The organism is Sanguibacter sp. HDW7 (genome assembly GCF_011300875.1).
Lineage (GTDB): Bacteria > Actinomycetota > Actinomycetes > Actinomycetales > Cellulomonadaceae > Flavimobilis.
The window spans coordinates 2033982-2053123 of the sequence record NZ_CP049862.1 but is presented as its reverse complement, the minus strand read 5'-3'; the positions used below and the strand labels follow the sequence as shown (position 1 = coordinate 2053123).

At 73.7% G+C, this 19142-nt stretch carries 14 protein-coding genes; 10 read left to right on the top strand and 4 right to left on the bottom strand.

Annotation, left to right across the window (positions count from 1 at the left end; genetic code table 11):
* The first annotated feature begins 2 nt into the window (after window positions 1–2).
* From G7063_RS09475 to G7063_RS09465, 3 genes are read left to right on the top strand one after another with little or no spacing between them, the layout of a single operon-like run.
* Window positions 3–1529: a DUF3375 domain-containing protein gene (locus tag G7063_RS09475; protein ID WP_166414178.1), complete on the top strand. Its 1527-nt coding sequence runs from the start codon at window positions 3–5 to the stop codon at window positions 1527–1529.
* A complete protein-coding gene (locus G7063_RS09470) occupies window positions 1526–2362 on the top strand; it encodes a DUF4194 domain-containing protein (RefSeq protein ID WP_206188133.1) in 837 nt (278 codons plus the stop codon). The genes G7063_RS09475 and G7063_RS09470 overlap by 4 nt, the downstream gene beginning before the upstream one ends.
* On the top strand, window positions 2359–5721 hold the full coding sequence (locus G7063_RS09465) for an ATP-binding protein (protein ID WP_166414177.1): 3363 nt from the start codon (window positions 2359–2361) through the stop codon (window positions 5719–5721). Before G7063_RS09470 ends, G7063_RS09465 begins: the two co-directional genes overlap by 4 nt.
* 165 nt (window positions 5722–5886) lie before the next feature.
* On the opposite strand, the gene G7063_RS09460 is transcribed toward G7063_RS09465, so the two are convergent.
* Window positions 5887–7875 (bottom strand): helicase HerA-like domain-containing protein, encoded by a 1989-nt coding sequence (locus tag G7063_RS09460; RefSeq protein ID WP_166414176.1) that lies wholly within the window; start codon window positions 7873–7875, stop codon window positions 5887–5889.
* Window positions 7876–7976: 101 nt separating this feature from the next.
* On the opposite strand from G7063_RS09460, the gene G7063_RS09455 reads away from it, so the two are divergent.
* The 4 genes from G7063_RS09455 to holA all read left to right on the top strand — a co-directional run bounded on the left by G7063_RS09455 (window position 7977) and on the right by holA (window position 12372).
* Window positions 7977–8831 (top strand): DegV family protein, encoded by an 855-nt coding sequence (locus G7063_RS09455; protein ID WP_166414175.1) that lies wholly within the window; start codon window positions 7977–7979, stop codon window positions 8829–8831.
* 206 nt (window positions 8832–9037) lie between these two features.
* A complete protein-coding gene (locus G7063_RS09450) occupies window positions 9038–9844 on the top strand; it encodes a ComEA family DNA-binding protein (protein WP_166414174.1) in 807 nt (268 codons plus the stop codon).
* A complete protein-coding gene (locus G7063_RS09445; RefSeq protein WP_166414173.1) occupies window positions 9841–11358 on the top strand; it encodes a ComEC/Rec2 family competence protein in 1518 nt (505 codons plus the stop codon). Before G7063_RS09450 ends, G7063_RS09445 begins: the two co-directional genes overlap by 4 nt.
* A gap of 3 nt (window positions 11359–11361) precedes the next feature.
* The gene (gene holA / locus G7063_RS09440; RefSeq protein WP_166414172.1) at window positions 11362–12372 is read left to right on the top strand and encodes a DNA polymerase III subunit delta; all 1011 of its coding nucleotides are present in this window, start codon (window positions 11362–11364) and stop codon (window positions 12370–12372) included.
* Between the two features lie 285 nt (window positions 12373–12657).
* Here holA and rpsT read toward each other — a convergent pair whose 3' ends face one another.
* Window positions 12658–12918 (bottom strand): 30S ribosomal protein S20, encoded by a 261-nt coding sequence (rpsT, locus tag G7063_RS09435; RefSeq protein ID WP_166414171.1) that lies wholly within the window; start codon window positions 12916–12918, stop codon window positions 12658–12660.
* Between the two features lie 225 nt (window positions 12919–13143).
* Window positions 13144–13734 (bottom strand): type II toxin-antitoxin system PemK/MazF family toxin, encoded by a 591-nt coding sequence (locus G7063_RS09430; RefSeq protein WP_166414170.1) that lies wholly within the window; start codon window positions 13732–13734, stop codon window positions 13144–13146.
* Window positions 13735–13839: 105 nt separating this feature from the next.
* Here G7063_RS09430 and lepA point away from each other — a divergent pair, with 105 nt between their 5' ends.
* The 3 genes from lepA to G7063_RS09415 all read left to right on the top strand — a co-directional run bounded on the left by lepA (window position 13840) and on the right by G7063_RS09415 (window position 18097).
* Window positions 13840–15726: a translation elongation factor 4 gene (gene lepA / locus G7063_RS09425; protein ID WP_304610649.1), complete on the top strand. Its 1887-nt coding sequence runs from the start codon at window positions 13840–13842 to the stop codon at window positions 15724–15726.
* On the top strand, window positions 15723–17021 hold the full coding sequence (gene hemW, locus G7063_RS09420) for a radical SAM family heme chaperone HemW (protein WP_166414169.1): 1299 nt from the start codon (window positions 15723–15725) through the stop codon (window positions 17019–17021). Before lepA ends, hemW begins: the two co-directional genes overlap by 4 nt.
* Before the next feature lie 143 nt (window positions 17022–17164).
* Window positions 17165–18097, top strand: coding sequence for a hypothetical protein (locus tag G7063_RS09415; RefSeq protein WP_166414168.1), 933 nt, complete (start codon window positions 17165–17167; stop codon window positions 18095–18097).
* 68 nt (window positions 18098–18165) lie between these two features.
* Here G7063_RS09415 and G7063_RS09410 read toward each other — a convergent pair whose 3' ends face one another.
* Window positions 18166–19029: a DUF3097 domain-containing protein gene (locus tag G7063_RS09410; protein WP_166414167.1), complete on the bottom strand. Its 864-nt coding sequence runs from the start codon at window positions 19027–19029 to the stop codon at window positions 18166–18168.
* Window positions 19030–19142 lie beyond the last annotated feature (113 nt).

Sequence of the window (19142 nt, the reverse complement as noted above, 5' to 3'; positions counted from 1 at the left end):
CGGTGACCGGCCAGCCCCTCGAAGGCGTCGGCGGCACGCTCGCAGCTGTGCAACGCACGTTTGCGAGCCCGACGCTCGCGCTCCTGCACAAGCAGAGCGCGCCGTTCGTCGTCGCCGTCTTCGAGTCGGTGTTCGTCGCGGGCCGCTCCGCGGTCGGTGCGGACGCGATGCACCTCGAGGTCGCCCAGCTGCTCGCGGACCTGCGCGCGGCGGGCGTCGAGGGAGTGCCCGGAGAGGCCGCGCGTGTCCTGTGCTCGCGGTGGGTGCGTGAGCGCTGGCTCATCCGCGACGTCGACGACGCGACGGGGGAGCAGTACCGGCTCACGTCGAGCGCGCAGGAGGCGCTCGAGTTCGTGCGGCGTGCGGGCGGTGCCCGCGCTCTCGTCTCGGAGTCACGCATCCGCACGCTGCTCGACGCCGTCGAGCGCGCCGCGCACGACGCGAACCCCGACCGCGGGGCGCGGCTCGCGACGCTCGACCAGCAGATCGAGCGGCTCACGGCCGAGCGCGACCGGCTCGCCGGCGGCGGGGCGGTCGCGCAGACGTCGGCGGACCGCATGGAGGAGCAGGTCGACCACGTCCTCATGCTCGTGCGCGAGCTCCCGAGCGACTTCGCGCGCGTCGCGGAGTCGATCAAGGCGCTGCAGCGCTCGATCATCGGCCAGCTGCGCGCGGACGAGCGTCCGACGGGCGAGGTGCTCGAGGAGTACCTCACGGCGTCCGAGAACCTCATGGAGAACACACCCGAGGGCCGCGCATTCCTCGGCGCCATGGAGCTGCTCGGCGACCCCGAGCTCGTCGCCGCGCTCGACGCTCACCTCGCGGCGGTCCTGCGCCACCCGTTCGCGCAGCACGTCGACAGGTCGCAGCGCACCGCGTTCCGCTCGATCCGCTCGCAGGTCGTCGAGGCCCTCGAGGTCGTCCAGACCGAGCAGGCGCGCGCGACGCGCACGCTCACCGCGCAGGTGCGCCAGCGTGACCCGCTGCGCGACCGCGAGCTCGACCACGCGATCCGCGACGCGGTCAACGCGCTCACCGAGTGGTTCCCGGCCGCGGGCCGCGGTGCGCGGGTCGAGCCGCTCACATGGCTCGGCCGGGCCAGGCTCGGCCGGCTGCGCACGACGCTCCACGATTTGCGTCCCGAGGCGCCGCCCGCGGCGCTCGCCCATGCCGCACCCGACGACCTGCCGGCGACCGACCTCGCCGAGATCCGTGCGATGGGCGGCCCGCAGACCGGGCTGCTCGCCGAGCACGTCACGGTGCTGACGTCGGACGGCTCGCGCGTGTCCGTCGCGGACGCGTTCGCGCGCGGCGGCGCAGCGTTGCGTCGTCCCGTCGAGCTCCTCGGCTACTACGAACTCGCGGCCGACGACCTCGGCGCGGGCGACGATGCTGCCGACGGCTCGCGGGACGACGCCGCCGTCGAGCGCGTCACCGCCGTCCGCGCCGACGGCTCCACCCGTGACTTCCTCGTGCCGCGCGTCATGCTCGCGGCCACCACCGACCCCGCCGACGGAGGCATCTCATGACGGTCGACGACGGCTTCGTCGAGCAGGTCGCGATGGAGGAGGACGCGCCGGTCCTCTTCGACGGCGACACGGGCCAGCTCCCGCTCGTCACGCGGCGCGCGCTCGCGCTCCTGCTGCGCTCGCGCTACGTCGCGGCGGCCGACCACCCTGCCGAGTGGCGCGCGATCCTCTCCGACCAGGACGTCCTGGAGTCGCGCCTGCACGACATGTTCCTGCAGCTCGTCGTCGACCGCGACGACGAGATCGCGTACAAGACCCAGGTCCGCTCCGACGGCCTGCAGATCCCCGTCCTCCTCAAGGACGAGCCGTACCGTCGCGTCGAGACGCTCATGATGGTCTTCCTGCGCGGCGCGTACCGCCAGCAGCGCAACGCGGGCGAGCGCGCTGCGTACGTCGACGCCGAGGACCTCGTCGAGTACGCCCTGAGCTTCCTCGCGCACGGCGAGACCAACCTCGCGGCCCGCCGCAAGGAGGCCGAGAACGCGCTCGTCACGCTCGTGCGCGAGCGTGTGCTCGTCGAGGAGACCGAGGGCCGCTTCCGCGTCCTGCCGATCATCGAGGTGCTCCTGCCCGTCGACCGCATCCAGGAGCTCACGCGCTGGCTGCGCGCGGGCGGCGAGGCGTCGTCCGGGGAGGCATCGTCCAGCGAGGTCGATGGGGTCGAGCCCGCCGAGAACGGGGCCGACGCTCCGCACGCGGACGCCGCCCACGCCGACGAGCCCGCGCAGGGCGAGCCGACGCTCGTGGACGCGGCGCGCGAGCCCGACGACGCCGACGAACCTGACGACGACACCGCACCCGACGCCGACGACACCGAGGAGCCCCGCGCATGAGCAGCATGAGCCAGACGCTCTTCGGCCTCGTGCCGACGTCCTCGACGGGTCAGCAGTGGATCGCGCGATCCATGCAGCTCATCAACTGGGGCGGCTACGACGGCTATCACGACGTCGCGCTCGCCTCGACCGCGACGCTGCTCTCGGGCGGGTCCGGCACGGGCAAGTCGACGCTGCTCGACGCGTACATCGCGCTGACGATGACGCACACGACGCCGTTCAACGGGGCGTCGAACGCTGCGTCGAGCGGTCGGGCCCGCGGGCCCGAGCAGCGCAACGTCATCTCCTACGTGCGCGGCAAGCTCGACGAGGCGCGCGTCGCGGGCACCGACGCCTCGCGGGACGCCGTCCTGCGTGGCGACGCGTCGGACACGTGGTCGGCGCTCGCGATGACGTGGGTCGACCAGACGGGCCGCACCTTCACGGCGGTGCGCGCGTACTACGTGCCGCGCGGCGCGACCCGCAACGACGAGTGCGTGCTCGTGCGCGCGACGTACGACGGCGAGATGGACCTGCGGGTCCTCGAGCCGGCCGCGGCGGCGCGGCTCGCGCGCCCGAGCCTCACCGCGCTCGGGCTCGACCTCTACGACACGGACGTCGCGTTTACGACGCGCCTGCACTCGGCTCTCGGCATCGGCGCGGCGGGCGACGGCGCGAAGGCGATGGCGCTGCTCGCGCGCATCCAGGCCGGCCAGCAGATCACGACGGTCGACGCGCTCTACAAGGCGATGGTCCTCGAGGAGCCCGAGACGCTCGCGCGCGCGACCGAGGCCGTCGAGCACTTCGACGAGCTGAGCGAGGTGCGCGAGGAGATGCTCACGGCGCAGCGCCAGCTCGAGCTGCTCGCGCCCATGGCCGAGCTGCGCTCGCGCGTCGACTCCGCGCGCTCCGACCTCGAGGCCGTCGACGGTCTCGGGCTCGAGGCGACCGCCGAGGGCGGGACGCCGTTCCAGCACTGGCACGACACGCGCCGCCTCGCGCTCGCCCGCGCGCAGGAGCGCGCCAACCGCGAGGACCACGCCGTCGTCGAGGCCCGGCGCTCGTCGCTCGACGCGCAGGTGCTCGTCGCCGAGCGCGAGCTCGAGGAGGTTCGCGACTCCCAGCGACGCAACGGCGGCGACGAGATCAACCGGCTCGAGCGCGAGGTCGTCGCGCTCGAGGACGGCCTGCACACGGTCGAGGCTCGGTATGCGGCCTTCGAGCGGCACCGCCTCGTCCTCGACGTCGAGGTCGACGGCAAGGGCTCGTTCGAGAGGCTCCGTCGGGACGCGGGCACGTTCGTCGCGGACCGCGAGACCCAGCAGCGTGCGCTCGGCGAGCAGGTCTTCGCTGCCCGCACCGAGCTCGCTGCCGCGGAGAGGACGCTCGCCGACGTCGAGCGTGAGAGGTCGTTCCTCGCGGGCCGGCGCTCGAACGTCCCCGAGGCCGAGGACCAGGCGCGGCGCGCTCTCGCGGAGGCGGCGGGCCTCGACCCGTCCGACCTCCCGTTCGTCGCCGAGCTCATGGACCTGCGCCCCGAGTACGAGCCGTGGCGCTCCGCGATCGGGCAGGCGCTCGGCGGGTTCGCCCTCACGCTCCTCGTCGACTCCGACGACCTGCCGGCGTTCCGCCGGGCGATCAACGGCGTGCGCACCGAGCGCCGCGTGCGCTTCGAGGGCGTGCCGACCGGTGCGCCGGTCCACGAGCAGACTGACCGGACGCTCCTCGACGGGCGCCTCGAGCTGCGTCACGGCCCGTTCACGGGCTGGCTCGCGGAGACGCTCGCGCAGCGCTTCTCGTACGTGTGCGTCGACGACGCCGCCGAGCTCGGCCGTCACCGTCGGGCGCTCACGCGCACGGGCCAGACGAGCGACGGCCAGCGCGGCGCGCACGGCGGCCGCCCGGGCCGTTCCGTCCTCGGCTTCTCTTCGGAGCGTCGCGTCGCAGAGCTCGACGAGGCGCGCCGCGAGGCCGAGGTCGACCGCGCCCGTGCACGACGCACGGTCGAGGACGCGCTCGCGGGGGAGTCGGGCTTCACCGACCGTTTCGCGGCCTCGCGCGCCGTGGGCGAGTTCGTGTGGGACGAGATCGACGTCCGGGGTGCCGCACGGCTCCTCGAGGAGCGGCGGGCACGCCTCGACGCCGTCGTCGCGGGCAGCGACGTCCTGCGCTCGCTGCGCGAGGACGAGCACCGCGTCTCCGTGCGGCTGCGCGAGCTCCGCGAGGACCACGCCCGCACGGGCGTCGAGCTCGAGGGCCTCGAGCGTCGCTGGAGCGACCTCACGGACGAGGTCGACACGCTCGGCGACGCGCTCGCCGACCTCGAGGACGCAGGGATCGTCGCGAGCGACGAGCAGGTCGCGCTCCTCGACGAGGCGCTCGCCGCCGCACCCCAGAAGGGGGCGGACCTGCGCGCGTTCACGGCGGCCGTCGCGGGTCTGCAGCGGGACCTCGTGCACCGTCGCGAGCTTGCGACGCACGACCTCGCCGCCGCGCGCGAGGGCCTCGCCTCGATCTTCCTGCGCTTCCAGGAGGCGTGGCCCAACCCCAACCTCGGCACGGACCCGGACACGTCGTACGACGACTACCGGCGGATCCACGACGACATCGCGCGCGAGCGCATGTATGCGCTGCAGGAGCGGTGGAGCCGCGCGATCTCGCGCCTGTCGGGCCGCGACCTCACGATGCTCAACACCGCGATCGAGCAGGCCGTCGCCGAGATCCGCACGCGCATGGAACCCGTGAACGACATCCTCGCGCAGCTGCCGTTCCACGACGACGAGCACCGCCTGCGCATCACGGCGCGCGTCACGGAGGCCGCCGACGTCACGTCGTTCCGCCGCGACCTGCGCACGCTCGCCAAGGAGGCGTCGGCCGACGGCACGCCGACCGAGCGCGAGCGCCGCTATGCGCGCATGGCGCGCCTGCTCGCGCGCATCCGGCCCGAGAGCCCCGAGCGGCGTCGTCTCGTCGACGTGCGCGAGCACGTGCGCATCTCGGCCGAGTGCATCGACCTCGAGGGCAACCACGTCTCCGTGTACGACCACATCGCAGGCAAGTCGGGTGGTGAGTCCCAGGAGCTCGTCGCGTTCATCGTCGGTGCGGCGCTGCGCTACCAGCTCGGTGACGCGGACGCGACGCGCCCGCGCTACGCGCCGGTGTTCCTCGACGAGGCGTTCATCAAGGCCGACTCGCGCTTCGCGGGACGTGCCGTGGGTGCGTGGCGGGGGCTGGGCTTCCAGCTCATCATCGGAGCGCCGCTCGACAAGGTTGCGGCGCTCGAGCCGCACGTCGACCTCGTCCTGCAGTCCGTCAAGGACGACTCGGGTCGCTCGCGCATCCGCTGGGTCGCGGGCGCGGAGACGGTCGACGCGGGCTGACGCGTCGCCCACCCGCAACTCTGTGCCGTACCCGCAAGTCTGAACTTGCGGGTACGGCACAGAGCTGCGGGTAGGCGGCCCGCGGACCGGCGCCGGTCGGGTGCCGGTGCGTGTTCGGCGCCGACCGCGTGCGGGTAGCCGTCCGGCTCCCGCACGGGCCGGGGACTAGCGGCGCTTGCGCGTGCCGAAGATCGTGCGGGTGATCTCGCGGCCGAGCTGCGTGCCCGCGGAGCGCACGAGGGACTCGAGGCCCTTCTCGATCGAGCTCTTCTGCGTGCGCGACGTCCCGATCGAGCGCGTCGTGCCGCGGCCGGCGTCCTTCTCGAGCCGGGCACGCATGCGCTCGAGCTCGGCCGCCTGCTTCTTCGCCTCGCGCTCCGCCTCGGCCGCAGCCTTGGCGTCGGCCTTCGCCTGCTCGGCGGCGAACTTCTCCGCGGCCTTGGCCTGCTCCGCCGCGTACTTCTCGGCGGCGGCAGCCTGCTCCTTCGCGAGCCTGTCCGCCTCGGCCTGCGCGCGGTCCGCGGCGACGCGGGTCTCGAGCAGCTCGTACGCCGACTCGTTGTCGATCGGCGTGCCGTAGCGGGCGTTCGACGGGGAGGCTGCGACGAGCGCCTCGAGCGTCGCAGCGGGAGCGGGGTCCATCGAGCCCTGCGGGGCGCGCAGGCGCGTCCACGCGACGGGCGTCGGGGCACCCTTCTCGGTGAGGACGGTGACGATCGCCTCGCCCGTGCCGAGCTCCTGGAGGAGACGCTCGAGGTCGTACTCGCTCGTCGGGTAGGTGCGTGCGGCAGCACGCAGCGCGGCGGCGTCGTCGGGCGTGAAGGCACGCAGCGCGTGCTGGACCCGGTTGCCGAGCTGGCCGAGCACGTCCGACGGCACGTCCTTGGGGCTCTGGGTGACGAAGAAGACGCCGACGCCCTTCGAACGGATGAGCCGCACGGTCTGGACGACCTGCGCGAGGAAGTCCTTCGAAGCGCCGTTGAAGAGCAGGTGCGCCTCGTCGAAGAAGAACACGAGGCGCGGCTTGTCGACGTCACCGACCTCGGGCAGCTCCGAGAAGAGGTCCGCGAGAAGCCACATGAGGAACGTCGAGAAGAGCTGCGGACGGTCCTGGACCGCCGGGAGCTCGAGCGCGCTGATGACGCCGCGTCCGTCCGGGGCGAGCCGCAGCAGGTCTGCGGTCTCGAACGCGGGCTCGCCGAAGAACGCGGCGGCGCCCTGCGCCTCGAGCCCGACGAGCTCGCGCAGCAGCACGCCCGCCGTCGCGGCGGAGAGCCCGCCGATGCCCTTGAGCTCTGCCTTGCCGGCGTCCGAGACGAGGTAGGCGATGACGGAGCGCAGGTCCTTGAGGTCGAGCAGCGCGAGGCCCTGCGTGTCGGCCCAGTGGAAGACGAGGCCGAGCGAGGACTCCTGCGTCTCGTTGAGGCCGAGGACCTTCGCGAGGAGGATCGGGCCGAAGTCGGTGATCGTCGTGCGGATCGGCACACCGGTGCCGAGCCCGCCGAGCGTGTAGAGCTCGGTGGGGAACGCCGTCGCGACCCAGTCCTGGCCGAGGCTGCTCGTGCGGGCGAGCAGCTTGTCGTTGCCCGTGCCGGGGACGGCGACACCCGAGAGGTCGCCCTTGATGTCGGCGAGGAAGACCGGCACGCCCGCGGTCGAGAGCTCCTCGGCCATGCCCTGGAGCGTGCGTGTCTTGCCCGTGCCGGTCGCGCCGGCGACGAGCCCGTGACGGTTGAGCATCGCGAGGGGCAGGCCGACCTGTGCGGCCGGGACGGGGACGGGCTTGCCGTCAGGGCCGGCCTCGAGGAGGGCGCCGAGCCGCAAAGTCGGGCCGCCGAACGTGTAGCCGTCGCGGACGGTGAGCGCCCAGCCGTCGAGCTCGGCGTCGCCAGCATCGGCGACGGGAGCGGGAGCGGGGGCGGGAGCGGGTGCGTCCGCCGCCGGGGGAGCGGGAGCCACGGGCTCGGCAGGCGCCGCGGGAGCCTCGGGTGCGGCGGCCGCGCCGGGGTCCGAGGCTGCGGCGAGCTGTGCCTCCGCCGCCTCGAGCGCGGCCTGCGCCGCGGCGGCACGGGCCTCGGCCGCCTCCGCGGCGGCCTGGGCGGCAGCGGCACGCAGCGCCGCGAGATCGGTGGTCGGGGCGGCAGCATCGCTCATGCCGAGCATCCTAGAGCGTCCGTCCGGCGTCCCGCCGGTGCGCGCGGGCGCGGCGTCGGGTGAGGCGTGGCCGCGTGCGCGCGTCGGCTAGTGTGCGCTGCATGACCTCGTCCCCGCGCGTCCGCGTCGTTACGGACTCGACGTGCGCGCTGCCGTCCGCGCTCGCGGCCGCCGAGGGGCTCACGACCGTCCCGCTGCACGTCGTCGTCGACGGCACGGAGCATCTTGAGGGTGTCGACGTGGACGACGACGCCATCGCGGCCGCGATCGGTGCGGGCTCGCGCGTGACGACGAGCCAGCCGACGCCCGCCGCGTTCGCGCGCGCCTACGAACGGCTCGTCGCCGAGGGTGCGAGCGGCATCGTCTCGGTGCACCTCTCGGGCGAGCTCTCGGGCACGGTCCACACGGCCGCGGCCGCCGCGACGACGATGCCCGTGCCCGTGCGGGTCGTCGACTCGCGCAGCGCCGCGACCGGCACCGGTCTTGCGGCGCTCGTCGCCGCGCGCGCCGCTGCTGCGGGAGCGGACCTGAGGGAGGTCGAGCAGGTCGCGCTGCGGGCCGCGTCGTCCGCGACGACGCTCTTCCTCGTCGGCTCGCTCGACCACCTGCGACGCGGCGGACGGCTCTCGCGGGCCGCTGCGGCCGTCGGCAACGTCCTTGGCATGCGCCCGCTGCTCACGCTGCGCGAGGGACGCATCGAGGTGCTCGCCAAGGTCCGCACGCGCGCGGCCTCGACCGACAGGCTCGTCGAGATCGCGCGCGAGGCTGCCGCAGGGCTGGCGCGACCGCTCGTCGCGGTCCATCACCTCGACACGCCCGACGATGCGAGCGCCCTCGCGGAGCGTCTCGCCGACGTGTCGGCGGAGCCCGTCCTCGTCGGGCCTGTCGGCGCGGTGCTCGGCGCGCACGTCGGGCCCGGGGTGCTCGCCGTCGTCGTCGTCGACGCGGAGGCCTGAGCGGCCCGACGCGCCGGTGACGGACCGCGCCTGAGGTCGCGATCGCACCCATGGGTGTGCCTGCCTCCGGCTCGCGGCCGCGCCTGGGTCCCGTGGTCGCGGGGTGTGGGCCGAGGTGCTGACCACAGGGGAGCGCCGGCCGCTCCCCGTCCCCGGGTCCGCAGAGGTCGCGCGCGCGATGCCGTCCCGTGCGACACCGTCGGCCCATGCACGCACCGCACCCCGGCACCGAGCCAGATCCGACGCACGTCGCGAGTGCCGACCCCGACGACGTCGCCGCCCTGCGCGCGCGGCTCCTCGTAGGTCGCACGGGACGACCGGCACGCCCGCAGCAGACCGACCATCTCGACCCGGGCGAGCCGACCGCGCGCGGCCGCGTCGCATGGGCGGTGACGACGCGCTCGGTCGTCGTCGGTGTGCTCGTCGTCGTCGTTCTCGCGGCGGCGCTCGTCCTCCGAGCGCTCGGGTCGAGCCCCGGCGAGGTCGTGATGCTGCCCGCGACGACTCCGCTCGCGACCGCCACGACCCCGACGGGGACGCCTGCGGACGGCTCGGCGACGCCCGCAGTCTCAGCTGCCGCGCCAGACGTCGTCGTCCACGTCGTCGGGCGCGTCGCACGCCCGGGCGTCGTGACGCTCGCACCCGGCGCGCGCGTCGCCGACGCCGTCAAGGCTGCGGGCGGGCTGCGACGCGACGCCGACGTCACCCACGTCAACCTCGCGCGGCCCGTCGCCGACGGCGAGCAGATCGTCGTGCCGAAGGTCGGGGAGAGCACCCCGCCAACCGCGCCCGCGGGGACCACGGGCTCCTCGCCCGGCGGTCGGCTCGACCTCAACACCGCGGACGCGACCGCGCTCGATGCGCTGCCAGGCATCGGACCCGTCCTCGCGCAACGCATCGTCGACCACCGCACCGAGCACGGCCCGTTCCCCGACGTCGCGTCGCTGTCCGACGTCCCCGGCATCGGGCCCGCGCTCGAGAAGAAGCTTGCGGACCTCGTGAGCGTCGGATGACGCGGACAGACGTCCGGCTCGTCCCGCTGGCGCTCGCGGTGTGGCTCGCGGCCGCCCTTCTCGTCGGGAGGACGCTCGCGCCGCTCGTCGTCGCCGGGCTCGCGGCGCTCGGCACGGCGGGCCTCGTCGTGCGAGCCCGCGGACGTCGCGCACGCCGCGCGGGGCGGACCGGGCTCCCGGGCGTCGTGCTCTGCCTCGTCGGGGTCCTCGCGGTCGCGCTCATCGTGGCCGCCGACGCGCGTGCCGCCCGTTCTGAGCTGCTCGCCGAGGCGTCGCGCACGGGGGAGCGCGCGACCGTCGACCTGCTCGTGGCGGGGGAGCCGCGGGCACTGCCGAGCGCGTGGGGCGGCGCGCCGCGCTACGCGGTCGACGTGCGCGTCGAGCACGTCCGGACCGGGTCCGGACAGCGGGCACGTGCCGAGCCGGTCGCGCTGCCGGCGGCTCTCGTCGGCACGCGGTGGAAGGACGTCGTCGTCGGCGAGCGCGTGACAGCCTCCGTCACGGTGGCCGCGCGCGGCCTCGACGGCCGACGCCCGCGCTACGACCTGCGCGGCGCGACGGCGCCCCGTCCGCTCGAGCCCGCCAGTCCTGTGCGCCGCGTGGCGCACGGCCTGCGTGAGGGCCTCCGGACTGCCGTCGTGGGTCTGCCCCCGGACGCGGCCGGGCTCGTCCGCGGCATCGCCGTCGGGGACACGCGCGACGTGCCCGACGATCTCGTCGAGGCCATGCGGACGACCGGTCTCACCCACCTCACCGCGGTCTCGGGTGCGCACTTCTCGCTCGTCGGCGCCCTCGTGCTCGCAGCGACGGCGGCGCTGCGCGTCCCGCGCGGGCCCCGGATCGCCGTCACCGTGCTCGCGCTCACGGGCCTCGTCGTCCTCGTCGGGCCGGACCCGTCCGTGCTGCGTGCCGCGGGCACGGGGGCGATCGGGCTGCTCGCGCTCGCGGTCGGGCGACGCGGAGCGGCCGTGCCTGCTCTCGCTGCGGGCGTCGTCGTGCTGCTCCTGCTCGACCCGTGGCTCGCGCGGTCGGTGGGACTCGCACTGTCGGTCGCGGCGACCGCAGGGCTCGTCGTCGGCGGCCCGCTCGTGCTCGGCGGGCTGCACGGAGCGCGCCGCTGGTGTGCGGCGGCGCTCGCGGCGCCCGCGCTCGCCCAGCTCGCGTGCGCACCCGTGCTCGTGCTCCTCTCGCCGAACCTCGCGACGTGGTCGCTGCCCGCGAACCTCGTCGCGGCTCCGGTCGTCGCCCCGACGACGATCCTCGGCCTCGCAGCAACGCTCGCGGGGCCCGTGTCCCCGGGCCTCGCCTCGTGGCTCGCGGGGCTCGCCGGGTATGGCGCCGGCTGGATCGCGGGGACTGCGCGGGCGATCGCGGCCTGGCCGGGGGCGAGCCTGCCGTGGATGTCCGGTCCCGCGGGGGCCGCCCTGCTCGTCGTGCTCGAGGCGGCGCTCGTCACTCTCGTCGTCGTCCGTGCCCGGCGGGCGCGGGGTGTCGGTGGCTCGTGGGACCCTTGAGGCATGGCCGCACGCACCACCTCCCGCAGCTCCCGTCCTGCCTCCGGCGCGTCCTGGGACGAGGTCGCGCTCGCGCCCGTCGTGCTCGTGCACGGCGCCGAGCACGTGCTCGTCGAGCGTGCGGTGCAGCGGCTGCGCGCGCTCGCGCGGGAGGCGCAGCCGGAGCTCGAGGTCGTCGACGTCGAGGCGTCGACCTACCAGTCGGGCATGCTCGCCGTCGAGACGAGCCCGTCGCTCTTCGCTGAGCACAGGCTCGTGCTCGTCCGCGGTGCCGAGGCACTCACGGACGCGCTCATCACCGACGTGCTCGCGTACGTCACGGCCCCGGCGGCCGACGTCTGGCTCGTCGTCGAGCACCGCGGCGGGCAGCGCGGCAAGAAGCTGCTCGACGGCCTGCGTGCCGCGGGCGTGCCGGTCGCGGCGTGCGAGCCGATCAAGAAGGACGCGGACAAGGCGTCGTTCGTCAGCGCGGAGTTCCGTCGCGGCGGCCGACGGGTCGAGGCCGGGGCCGTGCGGGCGCTCGTCGAGGCGCTCGGGACGGACCTGCGCGAGCTCGCGTCGGCGTGCGACCAGCTCATGGCAGACACGACGGGCACCGTGACGGAGGCGACCGTCGGCACGTACTACGGCGGGCGCGTCGAGGCCACGGGCTTCCGCGTCGCCGACGCGGCGGTCGCGGGGGAGCGCGCGCAGGCCGTCGCGCTCCTGCGGCACGCGATCGCGACGGGCGTCGACCCGGTGCCGATCGTCGCGGTGCTGGCGCTCAAGCTGCGTCAGCTCGCCAAGGTCGCTGCCATGCGTGGGCGGGGCGGGGCCAGCGCGTCCGAGCTCGGTCTCGCGCCGTGGCAGGTCGACCGCGCGCGCAAGGATCTCCAGCGGTGGACGCCCGAGGGGCTCGCGGCGGCGATCATCGCGGTCGCGGATGCGGACGCTGAGGTCAAGGGTCAGGGACGCGACCCGGTCTTCGCGGTCGAGCGCGCGGTCCTGCGCATCTGCGCGGCCACGCGCGGCTGACGTCCACCCGCGCGGCGGGCGGCTGGTCACGTCCACGTAGGTGGTCCGTCGGCGCAAGCAGCCGGCGTCGCTCCCGCCACGGCCCGCATCTCGTTGCGTGGTCGGACCCCGCGCGGGGTCCACGACGCAACGATCTGCGTGCGCCGAGAACCCGAGGCGCACAGAGAACCTGGTGCGCGCCGAGAACCCGGTGCGCGGAAACTTGGGGGAACCACGACGGCGCCGCACCCGAAGGTGCGACGCCGTCGAAGACTCACGTGTCGGTGCCGGAGCACCGCAGACGCGTCAGAGAGCGTTGACCGCCTTGGCAAGAGCCGACTTGCGGTTGGCAGCCTGGTTGAGGTGGATGACACCCTTCGAGACAGCCTTGTCCAGCTTCTTCGACGCGACGACGAGGGCGGCCGCAGCGGCCTCCTTGTCGCCGGCCGTCACGGCCGCGCGAACCTTGCGGGTGAAGGTACGGAGCTCGGCCTTGACAGCCTTGTTACGCAGGCGCGCCTTCTCATTGGTGCGGATGCGCTTGATCTGGGACTTGATGTTCGCCACGTGTGGACTTTCTGGTGTGTTCGCCCGAGGGCGAGCGGATAGGTCGTAGAGAGCGGCTCCGACGCCGGGACTGGGGTGGGGAACCCGTGGTGAGGCGCCAGAACGGTGCCCGCCGACCTGGGCGGACACGCAAGGGCCTACGTTACCAGCGCGGAGCGCTCACGGTCGAGATGCCCGGGACGTGTCGCGCGGCACGCGGAGCACGTGCGGCGGGTGCCGGGGGTGTCAGAGCGCGCCGACGACCCTGTCGAACGTCGGGCGGTCCATGATCGCGCCCTCGCGCCGGACCGTGTCCGGGTCGACGCGCACGACGCGGTCGAGCCGGACCTCGGAGTCCCGCCCCCGGGCGTCCCACGGGCCGGACCCGATGTCCATCCAGCGGGGACCGTCGTCGCGCCGGTCGCGCGAGTGGTCCTTGCTCGTGAGCATGAGCCCGAGCAGCCAGTCGCCGTCGTGCCCGACGACGAGCACGGGGCGGTCCTTGCCCTGCGTGTGGTCCTCCTCGTAGGGGACCCACGTCCACACGATCTCACCGGGGTCGGCGTCACCGTCGAGCTCGGGGTTGTAGACGGGGACGACGCGTCCGTCGAAGTCGCCGGGGTACCCGACGGGCTCCTGGCGCCCGGAAGACTGCGACGCGCCAGGGCGACCAGGCCGTGGCGACGGCACGGGAGTGCCGGGCCTGGTCGTGCGCGACGGACGCTCGGGCGCGGGGGCGGTGCTCCCGGAGCTCGTCGACGACCTGGACGAGGGGAGGAGTGACAGCGCGAGGCGCGCCGCGCGTGCGAGGGTGTCCGACCACGAGCTTCTGGGCATGCGGACCACCCTAGCGACGAGCGGGGCGTGAGGTGTCGGGAGAGTGACGGACGCGGCTCGCGGACGGTCGCAGCGAAGGTGCGCGTCCATGGGAGAATAGGGCCCGTGACTCCGATCCCTTCCGCAGCCGAGACGGCACGCATCAGGCCCGCCGCGACCGCGCCGGAGCTCCTGCGCAACTTCTGCATCATCGCCCACATCGACCACGGCAAGTCGACGCTGGCCGACCGCATGCTCCAGCTCACGGGCGTCGTCGAGCAGCGTGCGATGCGGGCCCAGTACCTCGACCGCATGGACATCGAGCGCGAGCGCGGCATCACGATCAAGTCCCAGGCGGTCCGCATGCCGTGGGCACATGTCGATGCCGCGGGCGTGAGCACGCCGTACGCGCTCAACATGATCGACACGCCCGGGCACGTCGACTTCACGTACGAGGTCTCGCGGTCGCTCGCCGCGTGCGAGGGCGCGGTCCTCCTCGTCGACGCCGCCCAGGGCATCGAGGCGCAGACGCTCGCGAACCTCTATCTCGCCATGGAGAACGAGCTCGCGATCATCCCCGTGCTCAACAAGATCGACCTGCCGGCCGCGCAGCCCGAGAAGTACGCGGAGGAGATCGCCGGTCTCGTCGGCGTCGACCCGGAGACGGTCCTCAAGGTCTCGGGCAAGACGGGTGTCGGCGTCGAGGCGCTCCTCGACCGCATCGTCGAGACGGTCCCCGCGCCCGTCGGCGACGCGGACGCGCCCGCGCGCGCGATGATCTTCGACTCCGTCTACGACACCTACCGCGGTGTCGTCACCTACGTCCGTGTCGTCGACGGCAAGCTCAACCCGCGCGAGCGCATCTCGATGATGTCGACGCGAGCGACGCACGACCTCCTCGAGATCGGCGTCTCCGCGCCCGAGCCCGTCCCCACCGGCGGACTCGGTGTCGGCGAGGTCGGCTACCTCATCACGGGCGTCAAGGACGTGCGCCAGTCGAAGGTCGGTGACACTGTCACCAACGCGCTCAAGCCGGCGGAGCAGGCGCTCGGCGGCTACAGCGACCCCAAGCCCATGGTGTTCTCGGGCCTCTACCCGATCGACGGCTCGGACTACCCGGTCCTGCGCGACGCCCTCGACAAGCTCAAGCTCAACGACGCCGCGCTGATCTACGAGCCCGAGACCTCGGTCGCGCTCGGCTTCGGCTTCCGTGTCGGTTACCTCGGCCTGCTCCACCTCGAGATCGTGCGTGAGCGCCTCGAGCGCGAGTTCGACCTCGACCTCATCTCGACGGCTCCCAACGTCATCTACGACGTGACGATGGAGGACAAGAGCATCGTCACGGTGACGAACCCGAGCGAGTTCCCGGGCGGCAAGATCGGCGAGGTGCGGGAGCCGGTCGTCAAGGCGACGATCCTCGCGCCGAGCGAGTTCATCGGCGCGATCATGGAGCTCTGCCAGACGAAGCGCGGCGACCTCCAGGGCATGGACTACCTCTCGGCGGACCGCGTCGAGCTGCGCTACTTCCTGCCGCTCGCGGAGATCGTCTTCGACTTCTTCGACCAGCTGAAGTCGAAGACGCGCGGCTACGCGTCGCTCGACTACGACGTCGTCGGCGAGCAGGCGGCCGACCTCGTCAAGGTCGACATCCTGCTGCAGGGCGAGCAGGTCGACGCGTTCAGCGCGATCGTCCACAAGGACAAGGCGTACGCGTACGGCGTCATGATGACGGGCAAGCTCAAGGAGCTCATCCCGAGGCAGCAGTTCGAGGTGCCGATCCAGGCGGCCGTCGGCGCGCGCGTCATCGCTCGCGAGACGATCCGCGCGATCCGCAAGGACGTCCTCGCGAAGTGCTACGGCGGTGACATCTCCCGCAAGCGCAAGCTCCTCGAGAAGCAGAAGGAGGGCAAGAAGCGCATGAAGACCATCGGGCGTGTCGACGTCCCTCAGGAGGCGTTCATCGCCGCGCTCTCGTCGGACGCCGCCGACCCGAAGGACAAGGGCAAGAAGTGAGCCCTGCGCTGCCCGACGGGGACCCCGCGCCGGCCGACGGCGCGCTTCCCCGCTGGGCGGGCGGCACCGACGCGCCACATCGCGCGTTCGGCGTCTACGTCCACGTACCGTTCTGCACGGTGCGCTGCGGGTACTGCGACTTCAACACGTACACGGCGACCGAGCTCGGCGGTGGTGCGAGCCAGGACTCCTACGCTTCGACGGCGCTCTCCGAGATCGCGCTCGGCGCCCGCGTCCTCGCGGACGCGGGACTCCCCGCGCGCGAGGTCTCGACCGTGTTCGTCGGCGGAGGAACGCCGACGGTCCTGCCGGCGAGGGATCTCGCGCGGATCCTCGACGGCATCCGTGACGCGTGGGGCCTCGCGGACGACGCGGAGGTGACGACCGAGGCGAACCCCGACTCGGTGAGCCCGGAGTACCTGCGGACGCTCGCCGCGGCCGGCTTCACGCGCGTGTCGTTCGGCATGCAGTCCGCGGTCCCGCACGTCCTCGCGACGCTCGAGCGGACGCACGACCCGGCGCGCATCCCCGACGTCGTCGCGTGGGCGCGTGACGCGGGGCTCGACGTCTCGCTCGACCTCATCTACGGCACGCCGGGGGAGTCGCTCGACGACTGGCGCACGAGCGTCGAGGCGGCGCTCGCGACGGGGGTCGACCACGTCTCGGCGTATGCGCTCGTCGTCGAGCCGGGCACGAAGATGGCGGTGCAGGTGCGCCGGGGCGAGCTCACGCTGCCCGACGAGGACGACCAGGCCGCGAAGTACGAGCTGGCCGACGACCTCCTCACCGCGGCGGGCCTGCGGTGGTACGAGGTCTCGAACTGGGCGCGCGAGCGGGCCGACGGCACTGTCGCGGCCTGCAGGCACAACCTTGCGTACTGGCGGGGCGACGACTGGTGGGGCGTGGGCCCTGGCGCACACTCCTACGTCGGCGGTCCGCTCGCCCCGGACGACGCTGCGGGGACGGCCACCGACGGCGTCGCGGTCGCGGGCGTGCGCTGGTGGAACGTCAAGCACCCGCGGCGTTACGCGACGATGCTCGGCGACGGCATGAGCCCGGCCGCGGGCCGCGAGCTGCTCGACGCCCCGACGGCTGCGCTCGAGCGCGTCATGCTCGGGGTGCGCCTGGCCGAAGGCCTCGACCTCGCCGAGCTCTCCGCCGCCGGCCGGCGCGCGGTCGCGGGGCAGGTGGCGGCAGGGCTGCTCGACGGTCGCGCGGCGATCGGCGGGCGCGCGCTCCTCACGCGGCGTGGCCGGCTGCTCGCGGACGCCGTGGTGCGGGACCTCACGGACTAGTCCACGGGTGGGGATCCTGTGTCGGAACGGTGGCCGTCGTGGGACGAGGTCACTACTGTGGGGCCGTGACGTGCACGAGTGCGCGTCCTGACCGGACCTGAGGTGACTCTGGTCCGACCTGCCCCCCACTCGAGGAGCCTTCGATGTCCGACAGCAACCTCCCGCCCTACCCGGGTGCGACGCCCGGTCCCGGCGAGCAGCCGCCTGCCGCACCGGGCCAGCCCGGCGGCCCCGCTCCGTACGGCGCGACGCCGCCGCCGCCCGCGGGCCAGCAGGCCTTCGGGACGACGCCGCCGACCGACCCGTACGCCGCGCAGCAGCCCTACGGTGCTCCCCAGCAGCCCTACGGCCAGCAGCCCTACGGCCAGCAGCCCTACGGCGGCGCGCCCCAGGGCTACGCGGCCCCGGCCAACCCGTTCGACGTCGGCCCTGCGTTCTCCTACGGGTGGGAGCGGTTCAAGACGAACGCCGGTGTCTTCATCGGCGGCATGATCGCGTGGGTCGCGGGCGTCGGCATCGTCTTCGCGATCCTCTCGGCGATGCTCCTCGGCAGCGCCAGCGCGGCTGCGACGTCTGACGCCGGCGGGCTGGGCCTGTTCGCTGCGGGCTTCGGCTTCGGCTTCTTCGTCCTCCTCACGCTCACCGGTGTGCTCGTGCTCCTCGCGTCCGCGGGTCTCACGAATGCGGCGCTCGTCGTGACGCGCACCGGAAGGGTGTCGTTCGGTGACTTCTTCAAGATCCCGAACCTCGTGCAGGTACTTCTCGTGTCGCTGCTCGTGGGCTTCGCCTCGGGCATCGTCTCGTTCACGGGCGTCGGCCCGATCGTCGTCGCGTTCTTCGCGGTCTTCGCCCTGCACTTCGCGATCGACAAGGGCATGAGCGCGATCGACGCGATCAAGGCGAGCATCAACATCGCGAAGAGCAACGTCGGCCCGGTCGCGATCCTCGTCATCGTCGCCGCGATCGTCGCGAGCGTCGGAAGCGTCGTCATCGTCGGTTCGCTCATCACGGCGCCGATCGCGATGCTGGCGACGGCGTTCTGCTACCGCCGTGCGATCGGCGAGCAGCCGGTCTGACCCGCATCCCGCAACGCCGTCGGCCCGGCCCCCTCGAGGGGGCCGGGCCGACGGCGTTGCGGGTGAGCTCAGCCTGCGGGCTCGGTGACGAAGTCGATGAGCTCCTCGACGCGTCCGATGAGCGCGGGCTCGAGGTCGGTCCACGAGCGCACGGTGCCGAGGATCCGCTTCCAGCCGTGAGCGACGTCCGCCTGCTCGGCGTGCGGCCAGCCGAGGTGGCGCAGGATGCCGATCTTCCACTCGACCGAGCGGTCGATGCGGGGCCAGGCGTCGAGCCCGACGCGAGCTGGCTTCACCGCCTCCCACACGTCGATGTAGGGGTGCCCGACGATCCGCACGGTGCCGGCGGGAGAGATGCGCAGGACGGCGTCGGCGACGCGCTGCTCCTTGGACCCAGGCACGAGGTGGTCGACGAGCACACCGAGCCGGCGCGTGGCGTCGGGGGCGAACTCGCGGACGTAGGCCTCGAGGTTGTCGACCCCGTCGAGCAGCTCGACGACGACGCCCTCGACGCGCAGGTCGTCGCCCCAGACCTTTTCGACGAGCTCGGCGTCGTGCCTGCCCTCGACGAGGATGCGGGCGCCGCGGGCGACGCGGGCGCGTCCGCCGTGGACGGCGACCGAGCCGGACGCGGTGCGCGTGGGGGCGACGGGTGCGCGTGAGGTGACGGGTGGCTCGAGGAGCACGGGCTCACCGTCGATCCAGAAGCCGGGGCCGAGCGGGAAGGTGCGGGTGCTGCCCCGTGAGTCCTCGAGCTCGACGACGTGCATGCCGCCGGACTTCTCGACGCGGACGACGGCGCCGACCCAGCCGGTCGTCACCTCCTCGACGACGGTCCCGCGCTCGGCGGGGACGGGGCGGGAGACGGGGCGGCGGCGGTGGTGGGACGCGGGGTCGCCCCCGAGGACGTCGGATCCGTAGCGGTCGTGCACCCGGCCACCCTACGGTGGCGGGCGTCCGGTCCGGGGGAGCGTGTGGTGTGCGTCGCTGACCGGGGGCGGGCAGGCGCGGGTAGGATTGGCACTCGGAGCCCGAGAGTGCGAAT

Excerpts from the sequence above, each read along its gene's own strand:
- G7063_RS09470 (WP_206188133.1), top strand. The coding sequence starts at position 1,526 with ATGACGGTCGACGACGGCTTCGTCGAGCAGGTCGCGATGGAGGAGGAC.
- G7063_RS09465 (WP_166414177.1), top strand. The coding sequence starts at position 2,359 with ATGAGCAGCATGAGCCAGACGCTCTTCGGCCTCGTGCCGACGTCCTCG.
- G7063_RS09460 (WP_166414176.1), bottom strand. The coding sequence starts at position 7,875 with ATGAGCGATGCTGCCGCCCCGACCACCGATCTCGCGGCGCTGCGTGCC.
- G7063_RS09455 (WP_166414175.1), top strand. The coding sequence starts at position 7,977 with ATGACCTCGTCCCCGCGCGTCCGCGTCGTTACGGACTCGACGTGCGCG.
- G7063_RS09450 (WP_166414174.1), top strand. The coding sequence starts at position 9,038 with ATGCACGCACCGCACCCCGGCACCGAGCCAGATCCGACGCACGTCGCG.
- G7063_RS09445 (WP_166414173.1), top strand. The coding sequence starts at position 9,841 with ATGACGCGGACAGACGTCCGGCTCGTCCCGCTGGCGCTCGCGGTGTGG.
- holA (WP_166414172.1), top strand. The coding sequence starts at position 11,362 with ATGGCCGCACGCACCACCTCCCGCAGCTCCCGTCCTGCCTCCGGCGCG.
- G7063_RS09430 (WP_166414170.1), bottom strand. The coding sequence starts at position 13,734 with ATGCCCAGAAGCTCGTGGTCGGACACCCTCGCACGCGCGGCGCGCCTC.
- G7063_RS09415 (WP_166414168.1), top strand. The coding sequence starts at position 17,165 with ATGTCCGACAGCAACCTCCCGCCCTACCCGGGTGCGACGCCCGGTCCC.